Annotated in this window: 15 protein-coding genes; 11 read left to right on the top strand and 4 right to left on the bottom strand. The window is 73.3% G+C overall.

The window, feature by feature from the left end:
• The first annotated feature begins 45 nt into the window (after positions 1-45).
• The 5 genes from SRB17_RS32590 (at position 46) to SRB17_RS32570 (ending at position 6,256) form a co-directional block, all read left to right on the top strand.
• Positions 46-789 (top strand): aminoacyl-tRNA hydrolase, encoded by a 744-nt coding sequence (locus tag SRB17_RS32590; RefSeq protein ID WP_323376568.1) that lies wholly within the window; start codon positions 46-48, stop codon positions 787-789.
• 414 nt (positions 790-1,203) lie between these two features.
• Positions 1,204-2,520, top strand: coding sequence for a DUF692 domain-containing protein (locus SRB17_RS32585; protein WP_153543753.1), 1,317 nt, complete (start codon positions 1,204-1,206; stop codon positions 2,518-2,520).
• Between the two features lie 258 nt (positions 2,521-2,778).
• Entirely contained in the window at positions 2,779-3,552 is a 774-nt protein-coding gene (locus SRB17_RS32580; protein ID WP_153543752.1) for a DUF4142 domain-containing protein, read from the top strand.
• A 106-nt stretch (positions 3,553-3,658) separates the two neighbouring features.
• Positions 3,659-4,438 carry a TIGR04222 domain-containing membrane protein gene (locus tag SRB17_RS32575; protein ID WP_153543751.1) on the top strand — a complete coding sequence of 260 codons (780 nt, stop codon included), beginning with the start codon at positions 3,659-3,661 and terminating at the stop codon, positions 4,436-4,438.
• Positions 4,439-4,609: 171 nt separating this feature from the next.
• On the top strand, positions 4,610-6,256 hold the full coding sequence (locus SRB17_RS32570) for an alpha/beta hydrolase (protein ID WP_153543750.1): 1,647 nt from the start codon (positions 4,610-4,612) through the stop codon (positions 6,254-6,256).
• Positions 6,257-6,347: 91 nt separating this feature from the next.
• Here SRB17_RS32570 and hemQ read toward each other — a convergent pair whose 3' ends face one another.
• Together hemQ and hemG are read right to left on the bottom strand one after the other, a co-directional pair.
• Positions 6,348-7,079, bottom strand: coding sequence for a hydrogen peroxide-dependent heme synthase (gene hemQ / locus SRB17_RS32565; protein WP_153543749.1), 732 nt, complete (start codon positions 7,077-7,079; stop codon positions 6,348-6,350).
• 5 nt (positions 7,080-7,084) lie between these two features.
• Positions 7,085-8,539 (bottom strand): protoporphyrinogen oxidase, encoded by a 1,455-nt coding sequence (gene hemG, locus SRB17_RS32560; protein ID WP_153543748.1) that lies wholly within the window; start codon positions 8,537-8,539, stop codon positions 7,085-7,087.
• A gap of 139 nt (positions 8,540-8,678) precedes the next feature.
• Between hemG and SRB17_RS32555 the strand changes: the two genes are divergently transcribed.
• Together SRB17_RS32555 and SRB17_RS32550 are read left to right on the top strand one after the other, a co-directional pair.
• The gene (locus tag SRB17_RS32555) at positions 8,679-9,656 is read left to right on the top strand and encodes a DUF4349 domain-containing protein (RefSeq protein WP_153543747.1); all 978 of its coding nucleotides are present in this window, start codon (positions 8,679-8,681) and stop codon (positions 9,654-9,656) included.
• Between the two features lie 27 nt (positions 9,657-9,683).
• Positions 9,684-11,078, top strand: a complete 1,395-nt coding sequence (locus tag SRB17_RS32550; RefSeq protein WP_153543746.1) for an FAD-dependent oxidoreductase — start codon at positions 9,684-9,686, stop codon at positions 11,076-11,078.
• Here the strand turns inward: SRB17_RS32550 and SRB17_RS45595 are convergent.
• A complete protein-coding gene (locus SRB17_RS45595; protein WP_194294214.1) occupies positions 11,075-11,344 on the bottom strand; it encodes a hypothetical protein in 270 nt (89 codons plus the stop codon). The genes SRB17_RS32550 and SRB17_RS45595 overlap by 4 nt on opposite strands.
• 92 nt (positions 11,345-11,436) lie before the next feature.
• Here SRB17_RS45595 and SRB17_RS32545 point away from each other — a divergent pair, with 92 nt between their 5' ends.
• On the top strand, positions 11,437-12,261 hold the full coding sequence (locus SRB17_RS32545; RefSeq protein ID WP_323376567.1) for a rhomboid family intramembrane serine protease: 825 nt from the start codon (positions 11,437-11,439) through the stop codon (positions 12,259-12,261).
• Between the two features lies 1 nt (position 12,262).
• Here SRB17_RS32545 and hemE read toward each other — a convergent pair whose 3' ends face one another.
• Positions 12,263-13,303, bottom strand: coding sequence for a uroporphyrinogen decarboxylase (gene hemE / locus SRB17_RS32540; protein WP_153544123.1), 1,041 nt, complete (start codon positions 13,301-13,303; stop codon positions 12,263-12,265).
• Between the two features lie 159 nt (positions 13,304-13,462).
• On the opposite strand from hemE, the gene SRB17_RS32535 reads away from it, so the two are divergent.
• The 3 genes from SRB17_RS32535 (at position 13,463) to SRB17_RS32525 (ending at position 16,600) form a co-directional block, all read left to right on the top strand.
• The gene (locus SRB17_RS32535) at positions 13,463-14,140 is read left to right on the top strand and encodes a DUF3000 domain-containing protein (RefSeq protein WP_153543745.1); all 678 of its coding nucleotides are present in this window, start codon (positions 13,463-13,465) and stop codon (positions 14,138-14,140) included.
• Between the two features lie 281 nt (positions 14,141-14,421).
• Positions 14,422-15,078: a response regulator transcription factor gene (locus SRB17_RS32530; protein ID WP_055709811.1), complete on the top strand. Its 657-nt coding sequence runs from the start codon at positions 14,422-14,424 to the stop codon at positions 15,076-15,078.
• Between the two features lie 229 nt (positions 15,079-15,307).
• The gene (locus SRB17_RS32525; RefSeq protein WP_323376565.1) at positions 15,308-16,600 is read left to right on the top strand and encodes a ribonuclease D; all 1,293 of its coding nucleotides are present in this window, start codon (positions 15,308-15,310) and stop codon (positions 16,598-16,600) included.
• The last annotated feature ends 116 nt before the right edge of the window (positions 16,601-16,716 follow it).

Here is a 16,716-nt window from a genome sequence, read left to right as displayed (position 1 = left end):
GGACCCTCATATCGCCACTGCCCGCGCCATTTAAGGTTGGCTGGTGTGAGCCACGTTTCAGCGTCCCCCGGAGACAGTCCCTTCCAGGCCGAGCGCACCCCTCGCGACGAAGCACCTCAGTTCGTGCTGCCCCTCGTCGTGCGGATCGAGAAGAGCGCGCCGCCGGCCCGTACCGACGCGCTGGAGACCGCCGCCCGGGCGGTGCTGGTGCTGCTCGGGGACGAGCGGGCGCGCGGGGACGGTGAGTGGGCCGGGGCGGTGCGGAGCTGGGAGGACGCGCGGATCCGCAAGGTCGTACGGCGGGCCCGGGGCGCCGAGTGGCGGCGGGCCGGGACACTGCCGGGGACCACGGTGACCGGCAAGTCCGCGGAGGTACGGGTCTTCCCGCCGATCCCGCTCGACGGCTGGCCCAAGGACCTGGCCAAGCTCCAGGTGTCCGGCACCGAGCTGGACGACCCGGAGCCGCCCGTCGCCGCCGACCCGGCCCAGCCGGTGCTGTGGCTGAACCCGGATCTGGAGATGTCGGCCGGGAAGGCGATGGCGCAGGCCGGGCACGGTGCCCAGCTGGCCTGGTGGGCGCTGTCCGACGCCGAGCGCACCGCCTGGCGGGACGCGGGCTACGAACTGGCGGTCCGTACGGCCCGCCCCGCCGACTGGGCACGGCTGTCCGGCAGCGGACTGCCGACGGTGCGGGACGCCGGCTTCACGGAGATCGCGCCGGGCAGTTGCACGGTCGTCGCCGACCACCCGGCGCTGCGCCGGCCGGGGCTCATGACACGGGTCGACTGACGCGGGTCGACGGGCGATTCGAACGGCGCACCCACCCGTCGGCCTGTGCCGCACGGCACGGCGGACATCGCCTCGGTCGAGGCCCTGGAGGCACTCACCGCCGGCCGTCTCACCGCCGAACAGCGGACTTCGTCGACGCGACGAGCCGGGCGGGCGCCGGAGGACCGGCGGGAGCCGCAGGCGGGAGCCGCAGGCGGGAGCCGCAAGACGGGCGGGAGCCGGAGGACATGAGCGAGCCCGCCCGTACTGCATCTGCTGAGCCACAGCCCCGAGCGGTGGCCGGACCCGGAGCCGGATCGTGGGCCGAAGCTCAAATGTTGCTCTGAAGACGACACGAAGGAGGTTCGGGTCCGGCCGCCGGGGCCATACCCCCGTCATTCGACGGAGGGATCCGCTCGACGGAGGGGAGGAGCCATGCGGCGACTGGGCACGGGGATCGGCTGGCGGCCGGAGATCGCGGACGCCGTGGAGCGCATGCCGGGCATCGACTGGGTGGAGGTCGTGGCGGAGAACGTCTGCCCCGGCCGCCTTCCCGACTCGCTGCTGCGGCTGCGCGAGCGCGGCGTGACCGTGATCCCGCACGGCGTCTCCCTCGGCCTCGGCGGCGCCGACCGCCCCGACGAGGTCCGGCTGACGGCGCTGGCGGAGCGTGCGCAGGCCCTCGGTTCCCCGCTGGTCACCGAGCACATCGCGTTCGTCCGCGCGGGCGGCCCGCTCACCGCCTCCCCGCGCCTGGAGGCCGGGCACCTGCTGCCGGTGCCGCGCACCAGGGACGCCCTGGACGTGCTCTGCGAGAACGTGCGCATCGCGCAGGACGCCCTTCCGGTGCCGCTGGCCCTGGAGAACATCGCCGCGCTGTTCTCCTGGCCGGCCGAGGAGCTGACCGAGGGGCAGTTCCTGTCCGAACTGGTCGAGCGCACGGGCGTACGGCTCCTGATCGACGTGGCCAACCTGCACACCAACCACGTCAACCGGGGCGAGGACCCGGCCGAGGCGCTGGCCGCGCTGCCCGTGGAGGCGATCGCCTACGTCCATGTCGCGGGCGGCTTCGAGCGGGACGGCGTCTGGCACGACAGCCACGCCCACCCCGTGCCGCCCCCGGTGCTCGACATCCTGACCGACCTCGCCTCCCGCACCACGCCGCCCGGCGTCCTCCTGGAACGGGACGAGAACTTCCCCGAACCGGCCGAGCTGGAGCGGGAGTTGACGGTGATCGCGGACGCGGTGGCGGCCGGGCGGACCCGGGCCGGCAAGGGCGGCGGGACCGGTGCCGCCGATGGCTCGCCGGGCGGGGGTGTCGCCGTCCTGGCGCGGCCGACGGTCCGTGCGCGGGAGCGGCTCGCCGTCGCCCAGGCCGCCGTGCTGTCCGCGCTGGTGGCCGGCACGCCGGTGCCCGAGGGGTTCGACCGGGTGCGGATGGGGGTGCAGGCGCGGGCGCTCGCCGCGAAGCGGGCGGACGTGGTGGCGAAGGTGGCACCCGAGCTGCCGGTCATTCTCGGCGACGGGTACCGGGCGGCCTTCCTGGACTACGCTCGGGTACGGCCGATGACGGGCGGCTACCGCCGGGACGCCCTGGACTTCGCGGGGCACCTGCTGCGGTCCGGGCGCCCCGAGGACGCGGACGCCCGCCGACAGCTCCGGGAGTGGTGGATGGACCGGGCGGGCCCGACCCCCAGGTCCGGCGGGCGGATGGCTCGGGCCGCGCGGAGGGTGCTGCTGCGGGGGGTGTGACGGGGTGCCTCCGCAGCTACGGCGTGCCTACGGGTGCGCCGACTGCAACTCCCCAGGGGCGCGGGGCTGTACCGATACGCGGCTCCGCCGCGTGGGCGCGACCAGCCACAACGCACCCGCGGCCGCCGACGCACCGAAGTCGAACGGGAGCCCTGCGCACCCGCCCCGAGCCCGGCAGCCGCCGCCCGCACCCGGGTAATATGCCGCCCGCACCACACCCCCCTGCACACTCGCGTGCGGTGCGCTACAGGAGGCGTCATGCGACCCCGACCCCCGATCAAGGGCCGAGGCATGTTCAGCGGCACAGGCCTCGTCATCGCGGCCCTCGCGGCGACCGCGGCGGCGCTGTTCTACCCGCTCTGGTCGTACGCCGACCGCCCGAGCCCGGTGGCCGGTGCGACCGTCCTGAGCACGCAGACCGTGACGACCCCCTACGGCCCCCTGTCCGCACAGGACCGGGACTTCATCGCCAAGGTCAGGCTGGCGGGGCTCTGGGAACTGCCCGCCGGCGAGCTGGCGGAGCGGAAGGGCACCACCGCGGCCGTACGCACGGCGGGCCGGCACCTGGTCGACGGGCACACCTCGCTGGACGCCCATGTCCGCACCGTCGCCACCCAGCTCGGCGTACCGCTGCCCGACGAGCCGAACCAGCAGCAGCAGCAGTGGCTCGACACGCTCGGGACAGCCCAGGGCCAGGACTTCGACCGCCAGTTCGCCGGCATCGTACGGCTCGCCCACGGCCGGGTGTTCGCGCTGGTCGCCCAGGTCCGGGCCGGCACCCAGAACTCCCTGGTCCGCGATCTCGCCGACGACGCGAACGCGACCCTCCTGGATCACATCAAGGTGCTGGAGGCGACCGGGTACGTCGACTTCGGCGCGCTCGCCAGGGAGCTGGCCTCCTCGCCCACCCCCGTACCGACCCCGCCGGCCGTCGACCCGAGCGCCGCCGTGCCGGTCACCCCGTCGCCGGCCGAGTCGTACTCCCTGCCGCCCGCCACCACCAGCCCGCCGCCGGCGACGAGCGGCTCCTGACCGACCTGACCTGGGCGCGAAACGGAACGTCACAGACCGCTAACACTGTGTCCGGATGATGAACAGGGCATGGCGTTCCCCCAGGCCTCTGGCATAGAAACACGTCATGTTCTGGGTCCTTCTCCTGCTCCTGGCCTGGGCTTTCGCCGGTACGGCGTGCACCCGGCTGTGCCTTGCGGCCGTGCGCGCGGCCGCCCTGGACGCGGATGCCGCGACGGCGGACCGGGAGCACGATCTGACGCTGTACGAGGCGGCCTTCCTCTCCGGCGGCCCCGCCCGGGTCGCCGATGTGACGATGGTCTCCATGGCCCGCCAGCGGCGGCTGCACCTCGCGCACACCGGCTGGGCGACGGTGGTGGACCCGCGGGGGCGTGACGAGATCGAGCAGTCCGTCATAGGAGCCATCGGTCCGGAGGGGCAGTCGCGCATCGCGCCCGCGCGGGCGCGGGCGGCCGGTGCCGAGGCGGTACGGCGGCTCGCCGACCGGCTGGTGCGCGCCGGTCTCGCCGTCCCCGACGGCGCCGGCGCGACCGTGGGCACCGCCGTCCGCCAGGTGCGCGCCGCCGCGGCGGCCGTGGCGGTGCTCGGCGTGACCGCGCCGGCGCTGCCCATCCAGACCGGGACGCCACGGCTGCTGGTCGCACTGTGGTTCGCGCTGCCCCTCATCCTGTCCCTGAGCTGCCTCGCCATCGCCCGGTTCGAGGTGCACCCGTACGCGCGCTGGGCCTCCCCGGCCGGGCAGCGGCTGCTGGGCGCGCTGGTGCGCAGGCCGGCCGGCGACGAGCGGTCCTTCCTCACCTCGGTCGCCGTCCGCGGCATCCGCGCGATCGGCGAGCCGCAGCTGCGCGCCGCCTTCACCCACCGCGACCAGCCCTGGCGGGAGTGACCGGCGCCCGCAGGGTCCCCACAGGAGCTTCGAGGGGCGCATAGGGGGCATTGGCGCCGACACCGGCCGAATGGTGCTTGCCTTCACCGAGAGGCGAACGAAATATCCCTTTTGTTGTCGCCTGGGCATGGCAGCCGTGCCATCGCCGTCGCCGCACCGAAGGGATACGCGATGAGAGCTGCCGCCCTGTACTCGGCCGCCGGGTCCTTGCTGCTGACCGCGCTGGCCGCCGCCCCGGCACCCGGCGCGTCCCGTGCGGGCGGGGTGCCGGGCGCCCCCGGTACGGCAGAGCTGCGCGGCACCGAGGTGGCCGCGGCCCACGCCCGGGCGACCGGCATCGACTTCGGCGCGTGTTCCACGGCCGACGTACCGAAGGCGCCGAGGAATCTGCGGTGCGGCACGGTGACCGTCCCGCTCGACTACGCCCGCCCGGACGGCCCGCAGATCCGACTGACCGTCAGCCGGATGCCGGCGACGCAGAAGGACCCGCGCAACAGCAAGCGGAAGGTTCCCCGGCAGGGCGCCCTCGTCTACAACCCGGGCGGCCCCGGGGCGTCCGGCATGTCCTTCCCGCTGCTCGGCGCGGTCCCGCAGTGGCAGCGGATCGCCGCCGCCTACGACCTGGTCGGCTACGCCCCGCGCGGCGTGGGCCGTTCCGCGCCGCTGTCCTGCGAGGATCCGAAGCGCTTCGTCAAGGGGCCCACCGCGTCGCCGGCGCACCCGTCGGAGGCGTACAAGCGGCAGCGCATCGCCCAGGCCAAGGCGTACGCCCGCGGCTGCGCCCGACGCTCCGGGAGCAAGCTGCGCTTCTACACCTCGCTGAACAACGCCCGCGACCTGGACGTGCTGCGGGCCGCCCTGGGCGAGGACCGGCTGACGTTCATGGGAGCGTCGTACGGCACCTACTTCGGCGCGCTGTACGCGGCGATGTTCCCCTCGCACGTACGGCGCATGGTGCTGGACTCGGTGGTGGACGCCGCCCCGGAGAAGATCTGGTACCAGGACAACCTCGACCAGTCGGCCGCGTTCGAGGAGCGCTGGGCGGACTTCCGCGACTGGATCGCCCGCCACGACGACGTCTACAAGCTCGGTGACACCCCGGGGAAGGTACAGCGCAGCTACGACACCGCGCGCGAGCGGCTGGCCGGGAGGGCGGCGGGCGAGAAGGTCGGGCCCGGCGAGCTGCAGAGCGCGTTCCTGCAGGCCGGGTACAACGACACCTACTGGCCGAGCCGGGCCGCGGCGCTGTCGGCCTATCTCCACGGCGACGCCAAGCCGCTGGTCCGGATGGCCGCGCCGAGCGCGGACTCGGCCGCGGAGGCGGAGAACCTCAACGCGGTCTACACGGCCGTGGAGTGCAACGACGCGCCCTGGCCGACGGACTGGAAGGTGTGGGACCGGGACAACACCCGGCTCGCCCGGGTGGCGCCGTTCGAGACCTGGGACAACGCGTGGATGAACCTGCCCTGCGCCTACTGGCCGGCGCCCCGGCAGCGGCCCGTGGACGTGCGTACGGGGGAGGGCGAACTGCCGCCGGTGCTGATCCTGGCGGCCGAGCGGGACGCGGCGACGCCGTACCCGGGGGCGCTGGAGATGAACCGGCGGCTGGCCGGCTCGGCGCTGGTGACCGAGCGGGACGCGGGGACGCACGGGATCGGGGGCGGGCCCAACGCGTGCGTCAACGGCCACCTCGACGCGTATTTGCTTCAGGGCCGGGTGCCGGGGCGGCGCGCGTCGTGCGCGCCGCACCGGTTGCCCGCGGCGGTTGGGCCGGTGAAGGAGTCCAAGCGAGCCTCTGTGAAGGGCCGGCGGCGTTGAGTGCCCCTACTGGGGTGCCGCGCTGTGCCGTCGGGGGGCTGCCCGTCCGTTGTGGTTGATCGCGCAGTTCCCCGCGCCCCTTTGGGGCGCCTCAGGCCAGGCCGGCCACCAAGTCGCCGATGTCCTTGCGGCGGCCCGTGAAGAAGGGGATCTCCTCGCGGACGTGCCTGCGGGCCTCGGAGCCGCGGAGGTGGCGCATGAGGTCGACGATGCGGTGGAGGTCGTCGGCCTCGAAGGCCAGGATCCACTCGTAGTCGCCGAGGGAGAACGAGGCGACCGTGTTGGCGCGCACGTCCGGGTAGCCGCGGGCCATCTTGCCGTGGTCGGCGAGCATGCGGCGGCGGTCCTCGTCGGGCAGCAGGTACCAGTCGTAGCTGCGCACGAAGGGGTACACGCTGACGTAGTTGCGCGGGGTCTCGTCGGCGAGGAACGCCGGGATGTGCGAGCGGTTGAACTCGGCGGGGCGGTGCAGCGCCATGTTGGACCACACGGGCTCCAGCGCGCGGCCCAGCCTGGTGCGGCGGAAGAGGTTGTACGCCTCCTGCAGCTGGTCGCTCGTCTCGGCGTGCCACCAGATCATGAGGTCGGCGTCGGCGCGCAGGCCGGAGAGGTCGTAGGTGCCGCGGATCGTCACGTCCTTGGCGGCGAGCTGGTCGAACAGCTCCTGGACCTCGTCGGCGTAACCGGCGCGGTCCTCCGGCAGGACGTCCTTGAGCTTGAAGACCGACCAGAGGGTGTAGCGGATGACCTCGTTGAGGTCCTTGGCCAGCTTGCCCTTGTTCGGGATCCTGCCGGACTCGGTGGTGGGGGCGTCGTCACTCATAATCCCTATTCTCCCGCTCCGCCGTGGAGGCTCTGCACCGGGTTGGCCATGAGCTCCCGGATTCCGCCCATGTCGCCTTCGAGCTGGTCGACGGCCGCGTAGGCGCTCGCGATGCACGCCGGGATGCCGACCCCGTCGTACTGCGCGCCGCACACCGCGAGGCCCGGCAGCTTCGCGACGTGCTCACGGATGCGGGCCACGCGCGCGTGATGCCCGACCGGGTACTGCGGCAGGCCGTCGGTCCAGCGGGTGACCCGGGTCTCCAGGGGTACGGCGTCCAGGCCGGTGGCCTCCCGCAGGTCGCGCCGGGACACCTCGACCAGGGCGGCGTCGTCCCGCTGGAGGATCTCCGTCTCGCCGTGCCGGCCCACGGAGGTGCGCAGCACGACCACATCCGGGTTCTGCTCGGCGATCCAGCCCCATTTGCCGGAGGCGAACGTGGACGCCTTGATGGTGCGGCCGTCGACGGGCGGGACCAGGAAGCCGCTGCCCTCGGGGAGGTGCAGGCCCGAGCGGCGGTAGGCGAGGGTGACCAGTGCCATGGAGGCGTACTCGACGGCGGCCAGCTCGGTGGCGGCCTCCGGGGACTCGGCGCGCAGCAGCCGCGCGGCGGCCGGGGCGGGTACGGCGACGATCACGGCGTCGGCGTGCAGGACCCGCTCCCCGGCGGCCACCCGCCAGCCGCCGGAGGCCTCGCGGCGCAGCTCGGTGACCGGCGTGCCGGTCAGGATGTCGCCGCCGCGTGCCCGGACGGAGTCGGCGGCCGCGAGCGGCAGGGTGCCGACCCCGCCCTCGATGCCCATGAAGACCGGTCCGGTCTGCTGGTTCGCCGCCGCCCTGACCTGGATCTCGCGCACTGCCTCCGTGAGGGAGGTGTGGGTGCGGGCGGCCTGGAAGAGCTGCGGGACGGCCGAACGCATCGAGATGCGGTACGCGTCGCCCGCGTACACCCCGCCGAGCAGGGGCTCGACCAGACGGTCGACGACCTCGCGGCCGAGCCGCGCGGCCACGTACTCCCCCACGGCCACGTCGTCGCCGACCTCGGTGCGCGGCAGGTCGGCGTCGCGCTCGATACGCGCCAGGCCCTCCTCGGAGAGCACACCGGAGAGCGCGGCCGCGGTGCCGGGGACGCCCATCACATGGCCCTTGGGCATGGGGCGCAGGGCGCCGCGGGTCCAGATCGAGGCGGTCGCGGTGGCCGGCGGCTGGAGGCGGTCGGCCAGGCCCACCTCGCGGGAGAGGGTCACGGCCTCGGGGCGCCGGGCGAGCATCGACTCGGCGCCGAGGTCGACCCGCACGCCCGCGATCTCGCCGGGCTGCAGCTTGCCGCCGACCCGGTCCGCGGCCTCCAGCACGGTCACGCGCGTGCCGCGCCCGAGCAGCCGGTGGGCGGCGGCCAGCCCGGCGATACCGGCTCCGATGACGACGACATGCCCCGTACGAGACCCCGTTGCGCTCATGCCCCCCACTCTCTCAGACCCCACTGACACTCAGGCCAGGGCCCGGGGTCCCCCCGCACCGGGGACTCGGCCGAACGTTCCGGCGCGTCCGGCCGTCGTAGGGACGTCACAGGCCGCAGAGCCCTCGGGGGTACCGCCCATGCGCACAGCACGTTCCGCACGTTCCGCACGACCCGCACGACCCGCCAGGGCCCTGGTGGGGATCCTGCTCGCCGCCTCCCTCGCCCTCGCCGGATGCGGCGGTGCGGACGACTCGGGCGCGGGCGCCTCGGCGAAGTCCGCGGGCGGCGGCGCCGACGTGGCCGCCGGGCCGGCCAGGGCCGACAGCGCGAAGCCGGCCCCGAAGACCCAACGGCTTCCCCAGAACGCGATCGTCCGCACCGCGTCCCTCACCCTCCAGGTCAAGGACGTGCCCAAGGCCCTGGACCAGGCCCGCGCCACCGCCGAGGACGCGGGCGGCTACGTCGGCAAGGAGAGCACGAGCCGGGACGCCGGCGGCCATGAGCACACCCGGGTGGTGCTGCGGGTACCCGGCGCGACGTACGACGAGGTGCTCTCCGGACTCCAGGGGACGGGCCGGCTGATCGACCGAACGGCCCAGGCGGAGGACGTCACCGACCAGGTCGTGGACGTGGACAGCCGCGTCAAGTCCCAGCGGGCCAGCGTGGACCGGATCCGCGCGCTGATGGACCGGGCGACCAAGCTGAGCGATGTCGTCACGCTGGAGGGCGAGTTGAGCACCCGTCAGGCCGACCTGGAGGCGCTGCTGGCACAGCAGGCGTCCCTGAAGGACCGCACGAGCCTCGCCACCATCACGCTGTCGCTGTCCGAGACGCCGGTGAAGAAGGCAGCCGGTGACGACTCCCCCGGCGTCCTGGACGCCCTGACCGGCGGCTGGCACGTGTTCGTGACCATGCTGCGCTGGATCGTCCTCGCGCTCGGCGCCGCCCTGCCGTTCGCGGCGTGCGCGGCGCTGCTGACGCTGCTGTGGCTGCGGATCGTACGGCCCCGTCTGCCGCGCCGCGGGGAGCCCGCGACCGCGATGACCGCGCTGGGCCCGCTGCCGTCGGCCCGACCGGCGCCGGAACCCTCCGAGGAGCGGCCGGACCGGGACTGAAATGCCCGCGCCCCGTAGCGTGTTCCCATGAGCATGCGCGAAGGGCGGGCCGGGACGGAACGACTGGTCGTGATCGGCGGCGACGCCGCGGGCATGTCCGCGGCGTCGCAGGCGCGCCGGCTGCGGGGGCCGGACGAACTGGAGATCGTGGCCTTCGAGCGCGGCCACTTCACCTCCTTCTCGGCGTGCGGCATCCCGTACTGGGTGGGCGGCGACGTCGCCGAACGCGACCAGCTGATCGCCCGCACCCCCGCGGAGCACCGCGCGCGCGAGATCGATCTGCGGCTGCGCACCGAGGTCACGGAGATCGACGTGGCCGGACAGCGGGTACGCGCGCGTGACGTCGATTCCGGCGCGGAGTCCTGGACGCCGTACGACAAGCTCGTCATCGCGACCGGCGCGCGACCGGTCCGCCCCGACCTGCCCGGCACGGACGCCCCCGGGGTGCACGGCGTGCAGACCCTGGACGACGGCCAGGCGCTGCTGGACACGCTGGCACGCACGCGTGGCCGCAGGGCAGTGGTCGTCGGCGCCGGATACATCGGCGTGGAGATGGCGGAGGCGCTGATCAACCGCGGGTTCGAGGTGACGGTCGTCAACCGCGGCAGGGAACCCATGTCGACGCTCGATGCGGACATGGGCCGTCTGGTGCACCGGGCCATGGAGGGCCTCGGCATCACCATGGTGAACGACGCCGAGGTCACCAAGATCCTCACCGGACCGGACGGGCGGGCCCGCGCGGTCGCCACGCAGGACGCCGAGTACCCGGCGGACGTGGTGGTCCTCGGCATCGGTGTCCGCCCGGAAACCGCCCTCGCCAAGGCAGCCGGACTCCCGCTCGGCACCCATGGCGGCCTGCTCACCGACCTCGCGATGCGGGTGCGCGGCCACGGGAACATCTGGGCGGGCGGCGACTGTGTGGAGGTGCTGAACCTGGTCTCCGGCCAGGACCAGTACGTCCCGCTCGGCACCCACGCCAACAAGCACGGCCAGGTCATCGGCAGCAACGTCGGCGGCGGGTACGCGACCTTCCCGGGCGTGGTCGGCACGGCGGTCAGCAAGGTCTGCGACCTGGAGATCGCCCGCACGGGCCTGCGCGAGAAGGACGCCCACCGGGTGGGCCTCCAGTACGAGACCGTCACCATCGAGTCCACCAGCCGCGCCGGCTACTACCCCGGCGCCTCCCCGATGACGGTCAAGATGCTCGCCGAACGCCGCACGGGCCGGCTGCTCGGCGTCCAGATCGTCGGCCGCGAGGGCGCGGCGAAACGGGTCGACATCGCCGCGGTGGCGCTGACCGCGCGGATGACGGTGGAACAGATGACAGCCCTGGACCTTGGCTACGCGCCGCCCTTCTCACCGGTGTGGGACCCGGTTTTGGTGGCAGCGAGAAAGGCGGCGGCGAAGGTACGCGTTTCCTAGGCTGTTCCGCTGATGCGTGGCAGAGCGGAGACGGCTGCCGGCGGCTGCTCCCCCGCGGGTTTCGCGTGCGTCGCCGACGGCCGGGTGGACCGGAGCCGGTAGCTGACCGCCTCGTCCAGCGTCACGGGCCGCTGCATCTGTGAAGCGAGCCGCCCCGCTTCCTGGCCGAGGCGTGCGACGTCCTCCCAGGGGAGTCGTACGACCAGAGAGATCTCCGCCTCACCGTCGGGCAGAGCGTGCATCGGAGGAGCAACTCGCTCGTTCATCGCCTGATCCTCACGTCGGTTGACGAGTTATACGCACACTCACCCGGCGCCGTTCACCGATTCGCCCGCCGTATCCCGGGCACTACTTCTGTGTGGTCATCCCCGTCCATGACGTGAACCCGGTGCGTCGCACCCCGTGGGTGACGTACGCCCTCATCGCCGCGAACGTGCTCGTGTTCGTCAGCATGCCCGGCATAGCCGGTTCGGTGACCGGCGGCAGCGACCTGGCGCAGCTGTGCCATCTGCAGGCCTTCATGGATCAGTACGCGGCGGTCCCGCGGGAGCTGATCCACCATCAGATGCCGCGGCTGGTCCCGACCGGACAGGTGGGCGTCGGACCGCACGGTCCGGGCTGCGTGGTGGCCCCGCCCCGCTACGACAAGTCACCGCCGCTGTCGGTCCTCACGGCGATGTTCCTGCACGGCAGCTGGCTGCACCTGCTCGGGAACATGCTCTTCCTGCTGATCTTCGGCAACAACGTCGAGGACCGGATGGGCCACATCCGCTTCTTCCTCTTCTACGTCGTCTGCGGCTACGCGGCCGGATACGGCTTCGCGCTGCTCAACGCCACCTCGGGCGACCCGCTGATCGGCGCGTCCGGCGCGATCGCGGGGGTGCTCGGCGCCTACATCGTGCTGTGGCCGACGGCGCGGGTGTGGGTCCTCGTGCCGTTCCTGATCTTCCTGCCGTTGCGGCTGCCCGCCTGGCTGGTGCTGGGCTTCTGGTTCGTGCTGCAGGCCGTCTACTCGTCCGGGCACGCCGTGTCCGGGGCGGGCACGGTGGCGTACGCGGCGCACGTGGTCGGATTCGTCGCGGGCATGCTGCTGGCCTGGCCGCTCAAGCCCGGCACGCCGCCCCCGCCGGAGCCGCGCGGCCTGCTGTTCGGCAGGCGGGCGCGGCCCCGCTACACGTGGTGAGTCAGCGCGCGGTCGCGGTGTGGACGTAGTCCACGAGCCGGGTCAGCGCGTCCGGGTCGGTGTTCGGCATGACGCCGTGGCCGAGGTTGAAGACATGGCCCTCCAGGCCGGCGGCCGCGTCCAGCACCTCGCGGGCCTGGGCCTCGACGGTGTCCTTGTCGGTGAACAGGACCGTCGGGTCGAGGTTGCCCTGGAGCGCCCTGCCGGGCCCGACGCGGCGGTGCGCCTCGTCCAGCGGGACGCGCCAGTCGACGCCGACGACGTCCGCGCCGGCCTCGCCCATGAGCCGCAGCAGCTCCCCGGTGCCGACACCGAAGTGGATGCGCGGGACGCCGTAGCCGGAGACGGCCTCGAAGACCTTCGCGGAGGCGGGCATGGCCGAGCGCCGGTAGTCCGCCGGGGCGAGGGCTCCGACCCAGGAGTCGAACAGCTGGACCGCGCTGACGCCGGCCTCGATCTGCACCTTCAGGAAGGCGGCCGTGATGTCGGCCAGGCGGTCCAGCAGGTCGGCCCACAGCTCGGGGTCGCCGTACATCATCGCCTTGGCGTTCTCGAACGTGCGAGAGGGACCGCCCTCGACGAGGTAGCTCGCGAGGGTGAAAGGCGCGCCGGCGAAACCGATCAGCGGGGTCGACCCCAGCTCCCTGGTGAGCAGGCCGATCGCCTCGGTGACGTAGGGGACGTCCTCGGGCGTGAGGTCGCGCAGCCGGGCCAGGTCGGCGCGGGTTCGGATGGGCTCCTCGACGACCGGGCCGACGCCCGGCTCGATGTCGAGGCCGAGGCCGATGGCCTTCAGCGGGACGACGATGTCGCTGTAGTAGATCGCCGCGTCCACGTGGTGCCGGCGCACCGGCTGCAGCGTGATCTCCGTGACCAGCTCGGGCCGCATGCAGGACTCCAGCATCGGGATTCCCTCGCGCACCTTGCGGTACTCGGGCAGGGAGCGGCCGGCCTGGCGCATGAACCACACGGGGGTGTGCGGCACGGGTTCGCGCCTGCACGCCTTGAGGAAGGCGCTGTCGTACGTCGCTGTCGGCTGCATGCTGGTGTTGGCGGTCACGGGCCAAGTTTCGCATGCCGCCGGATGCGACCTGCCCCCGGACCGGGTGCCGGCCGGGAGCCGGGCCGGGTGCCCGTGGCCACGTGCTCGCGGTGGTGTCTTGCCCTGCACGAAGGCCCCGTTCCCCTTACTCTTCCCGGCATGGCTGCGGCTCACGGACGAATGTCGGACAGCGCTGACGGAATGGACGACGTGAAGGACACCGAGGAGGCGGACCGGCGCTCCGGTACTCCGGACCCGCCGGCGTTCCGGGCCGCGGTCGACGCCCTGCGCAGCAGCCGGCTGCGGCCGCAGGTCGAGGTGGAGCCCACGCCCGCCCCGCAGCGGCTCGCCCCCCACGCGTACGCGCTGGAGGCCGTGGTGGTGGACGGTGAGCAGGAGCTGGCCGACGGGCGGCTGGTGCTGCTGCACGATCCGGCGGGTCACGATGCCTGGCGCGGCACCTTCCGGCTGGTGACGCTGGTGCGCGCGGAGCTGGAGCCGGAGATGGCCGTCGATCCGCTGCTGCCCGAGGTGTGCTGGTCGTGGCTGACCGGAGCGCTGCAGGCGCGCGGGCTCGGCTACGGCGAGCCGAGCGGGACGATCACGCGCGCGAGCTCGCACTACTTCGGCGGGCTGGCCGAGCGGCCGTCGGCCTCGCAGATCGAGATCCGGGCGTCCTGGACACCCCGCGAGGGCCTCGGCGGAGTGCCCGACACCGCCTCCCACCTGGCATCCTGGTGCGATCTGCTGGCCCAGGTCGCGGGGCTGCCGCCGGCCGGTCCGGGCGATGCCTCGGTGGTGACGCTGCCACAGCGCAGGGGCCCGCAGTCACGGTGAGCGAGGCCGTCGGACCGACGGTTCATCCGCATGGGCGCCTTATTGACCACCTCTTTGTCGATACGGCCACTTTCCGACCCCGAATAGCACTCGCTCGAACCGATTCGATCTTCGGATGATCGATCGCGTGTCCGAATTGCACAGATTGTTACTCACTAGATCGTGATCATTCTCTAAAGGCGGACGAGTTTGCTGCCGAAGACGACTGTGACCTAGAAAGCACGGTTCGTCCCGGCTTCCTCCCCACAAGCCGGCCCCGTCCCCCCACCCCAGGAGGCCTGGTGTCCGTTCTCCTCGAGCAGCCCGCAAGCCTGGTCGCCTACCGCCCGAACAAGCCGACCGCCATGGTGGTCGTGGCCGACCCGCGCGTCCGTTCCACCGTCACCCGCCATCTGTGGGCGCTCGGCGTGCGCGATGTCATCGAGGCCTCGTCCATCGCGGAGGCTCGTCCCCGCATCGGCAATCCGCGCGACATCTGCGTCGCCGACGTCCACCTGCCCGACGGCTCCGGCCTGACCCTGCTGTCCGAGACCCGCGCCGCGGGCTGGCCCAACGGGCTGGCGCTGTCCGCCGCCGATGACATCGGCGCGGTGCGCAACGCCCTGGCCGGCGGCGTCAAGGGTTACGTCGTCACCGGCACCCGAACCAACCTCGGACTGCCCACCCGGCCCGGCGCCGCTCCCCTCGGCGCCGCCCGGATGCACCGCCGCCCCCCGGGTGCCCCGAGCCACCCGGGCGGCTACCGCGAGCTGTCCGGCCGTGAGGTCGAGGTGCTGCGACTGGTCGCGGAGGGCCAGTCGAACAAGGCGATCGGCGTCTCCATGGGCCTGTCCGCGCTGACCGTCAAGAGCCACCTCGCCCGCATCGCCCGCAAGCTCGGCACGGGCGACCGGGCCGGCATGGTGGCCGTGGCCCTGCGCACGGGCATCATCCACTGAGCCGATCCCGAGCCCATCCACGAGCCCATCACCGAGCCCGTTACCGAAGCGATCACCGAGCTGTTCCCCGAACCGCTCGTCGAGCCGCCCATCGAGCCGTTCGGAGCAGCGCACCGTTCACTCACATGAACCGCGCCTGTCACCGGCCTGACTGGTTTACGACCCTCCGGTGCCCGTCGACGGAACGTTCCGTCGGCGGGCGCCGTCGACACACGGATACCCTTGACAGGTGACCGACGCCCAAGACACCGCAGCAGACAGCTCCCTGCGCACCACCGGAGGCACTCCTCCGGACGACGCCGGATCTTCTGTGCTGGGGGCGCCGACACCGCTTCTCGAGCCCCGCGAGGGCATTCCTCCCGTCGTCGCCGACGACGCCGCGCTCGCCAAGGTGGTCGCCGCCTTCGCCGCCGGCTCCGGCCCGGTCGCCGTCGACGCCGAACGCGCCTCCGGGTACCGCTACGGCCAGCGCGCCTATCTGGTGCAGCTGCGCCGCGAGGGCGCCGGGACCGCACTGATCGACCCCGTGGCCTGCCCCGACCTGTCCGGGCTCGGCGAGGCGCTGTCCGGCGTCGAATGGGTGCTGCACGCCGCCACCCAGGACCTGCCCTGCCTGCGCGACATAGGCATGGTCCCGACCCGGCTCTTCGACACCGAGCTGGCCGGCCGGCTCGCCGGGTTCCCCCGGGTCGGCCTCGGCGCCATGGTCGAGAACGTGCTCGGCTTCGTCCTGGAGAAGGGCCACTCGGCCGTCGACTGGTCGACCCGGCCGCTCCCCGAGCCGTGGCTCAGGTACGCCGCGCTCGACGTGGAGCTCCTCGTCGACCTGCGCGACGCCCTGGAGAAGGAGCTGGACCGCCAGGGCAAGCTGGAGTGGGCCCTGCAGGAGTTCACCGCGATCGCGGCCGCGCCGCCGGCCGAGCCGCGGAAGGACCCGTGGCGCCGCACGTCCGGGATGCACAAGGTGCGCAGGCGCCGGCAGCTCGGTGTCGTACGGGAGCTGTGGGAGACGCGGGACCGGATCGCGCAGCGGCGGGATGTGTCGCCGGGCAAGGTGCTCAGCGACGCCGCGATCGTCGAGGCGTCGCTCGCGCTTCCGGCCACTGTGCATGCCCTGGCCCAGCTGAACGGGTTCGGGCACCGGATGGGGCGGCGGCAGCTGGAGCAGTGGCAGGCGGCGGTGGACCGGGCCAGGGCCCTTCCGGACGTTGCGCTGCCTCAGCCGGGTCAGACCGTGACCGGGCCGCCGCCGCCGCGGGCCTGGGCCGACAAGGATCCCGCCGCCGCGGCCCGGCTGTCCGCGGCCCGGGCGGGCGTGACGGCTCTCGCCGAGCAGCTCAACCTGCCTCAGGAGAATCTGGTGTCCCCGGACTCGGTCCGGCGGATCTGCTGGGAGCCGCCGAAGGCGGTGGACGCCGGGTCCGTGGCGACCGCACTGGCGGGGTACGGCGCGCGGGCGTGGCAGGTGGAGCTGGTGACGCCGGTGTTGGTCGCTGCGCTGGCCAAGAACCAGGGTGCCTGACCGCCGTAGAGCTTGATGACCACCTTGCGGGGCGCCACCGGCACGATCAGATCAAGCCATACCGGCGCACCGCCGTGGTGTGACCTTCGCCGCTCCAGTGGTGGGGGCTGGGCAGC

Source organism: Streptomyces sp. RB17 (assembly GCF_009604455.1).
Taxonomy (GTDB): domain Bacteria; phylum Actinomycetota; class Actinomycetes; order Streptomycetales; family Streptomycetaceae; genus Streptomyces.
Note: the sequence above shows the minus strand (reverse complement) of the source record. Positions and strands in the feature narration are given on the sequence as shown.

Excerpts from the sequence above, each read along its gene's own strand:
- SRB17_RS32585 (WP_153543753.1), top strand. The coding sequence starts at position 1,204 with ATGCGGCGACTGGGCACGGGGATCGGCTGGCGGCCGGAGATCGCGGAC.
- SRB17_RS32580 (WP_153543752.1), top strand. The coding sequence starts at position 2,779 with ATGCGACCCCGACCCCCGATCAAGGGCCGAGGCATGTTCAGCGGCACA.
- SRB17_RS32575 (WP_153543751.1), top strand. The coding sequence starts at position 3,659 with ATGTTCTGGGTCCTTCTCCTGCTCCTGGCCTGGGCTTTCGCCGGTACG.
- SRB17_RS32570 (WP_153543750.1), top strand. The coding sequence starts at position 4,610 with ATGAGAGCTGCCGCCCTGTACTCGGCCGCCGGGTCCTTGCTGCTGACC.
- hemQ (WP_153543749.1), bottom strand. The coding sequence starts at position 7,079 with ATGAGTGACGACGCCCCCACCACCGAGTCCGGCAGGATCCCGAACAAG.
- hemG (WP_153543748.1), bottom strand. The coding sequence starts at position 8,539 with ATGAGCGCAACGGGGTCTCGTACGGGGCATGTCGTCGTCATCGGAGCC.
- SRB17_RS32555 (WP_153543747.1), top strand. The coding sequence starts at position 8,679 with ATGCGCACAGCACGTTCCGCACGTTCCGCACGACCCGCACGACCCGCC.
- SRB17_RS32550 (WP_153543746.1), top strand. The coding sequence starts at position 9,684 with ATGAGCATGCGCGAAGGGCGGGCCGGGACGGAACGACTGGTCGTGATC.
- SRB17_RS45595 (WP_194294214.1), bottom strand. The coding sequence starts at position 11,344 with ATGAACGAGCGAGTTGCTCCTCCGATGCACGCTCTGCCCGACGGTGAG.
- hemE (WP_153544123.1), bottom strand. The coding sequence starts at position 13,303 with ATGCAGCCGACAGCGACGTACGACAGCGCCTTCCTCAAGGCGTGCAGG.
- SRB17_RS32535 (WP_153543745.1), top strand. The coding sequence starts at position 13,463 with ATGGCTGCGGCTCACGGACGAATGTCGGACAGCGCTGACGGAATGGAC.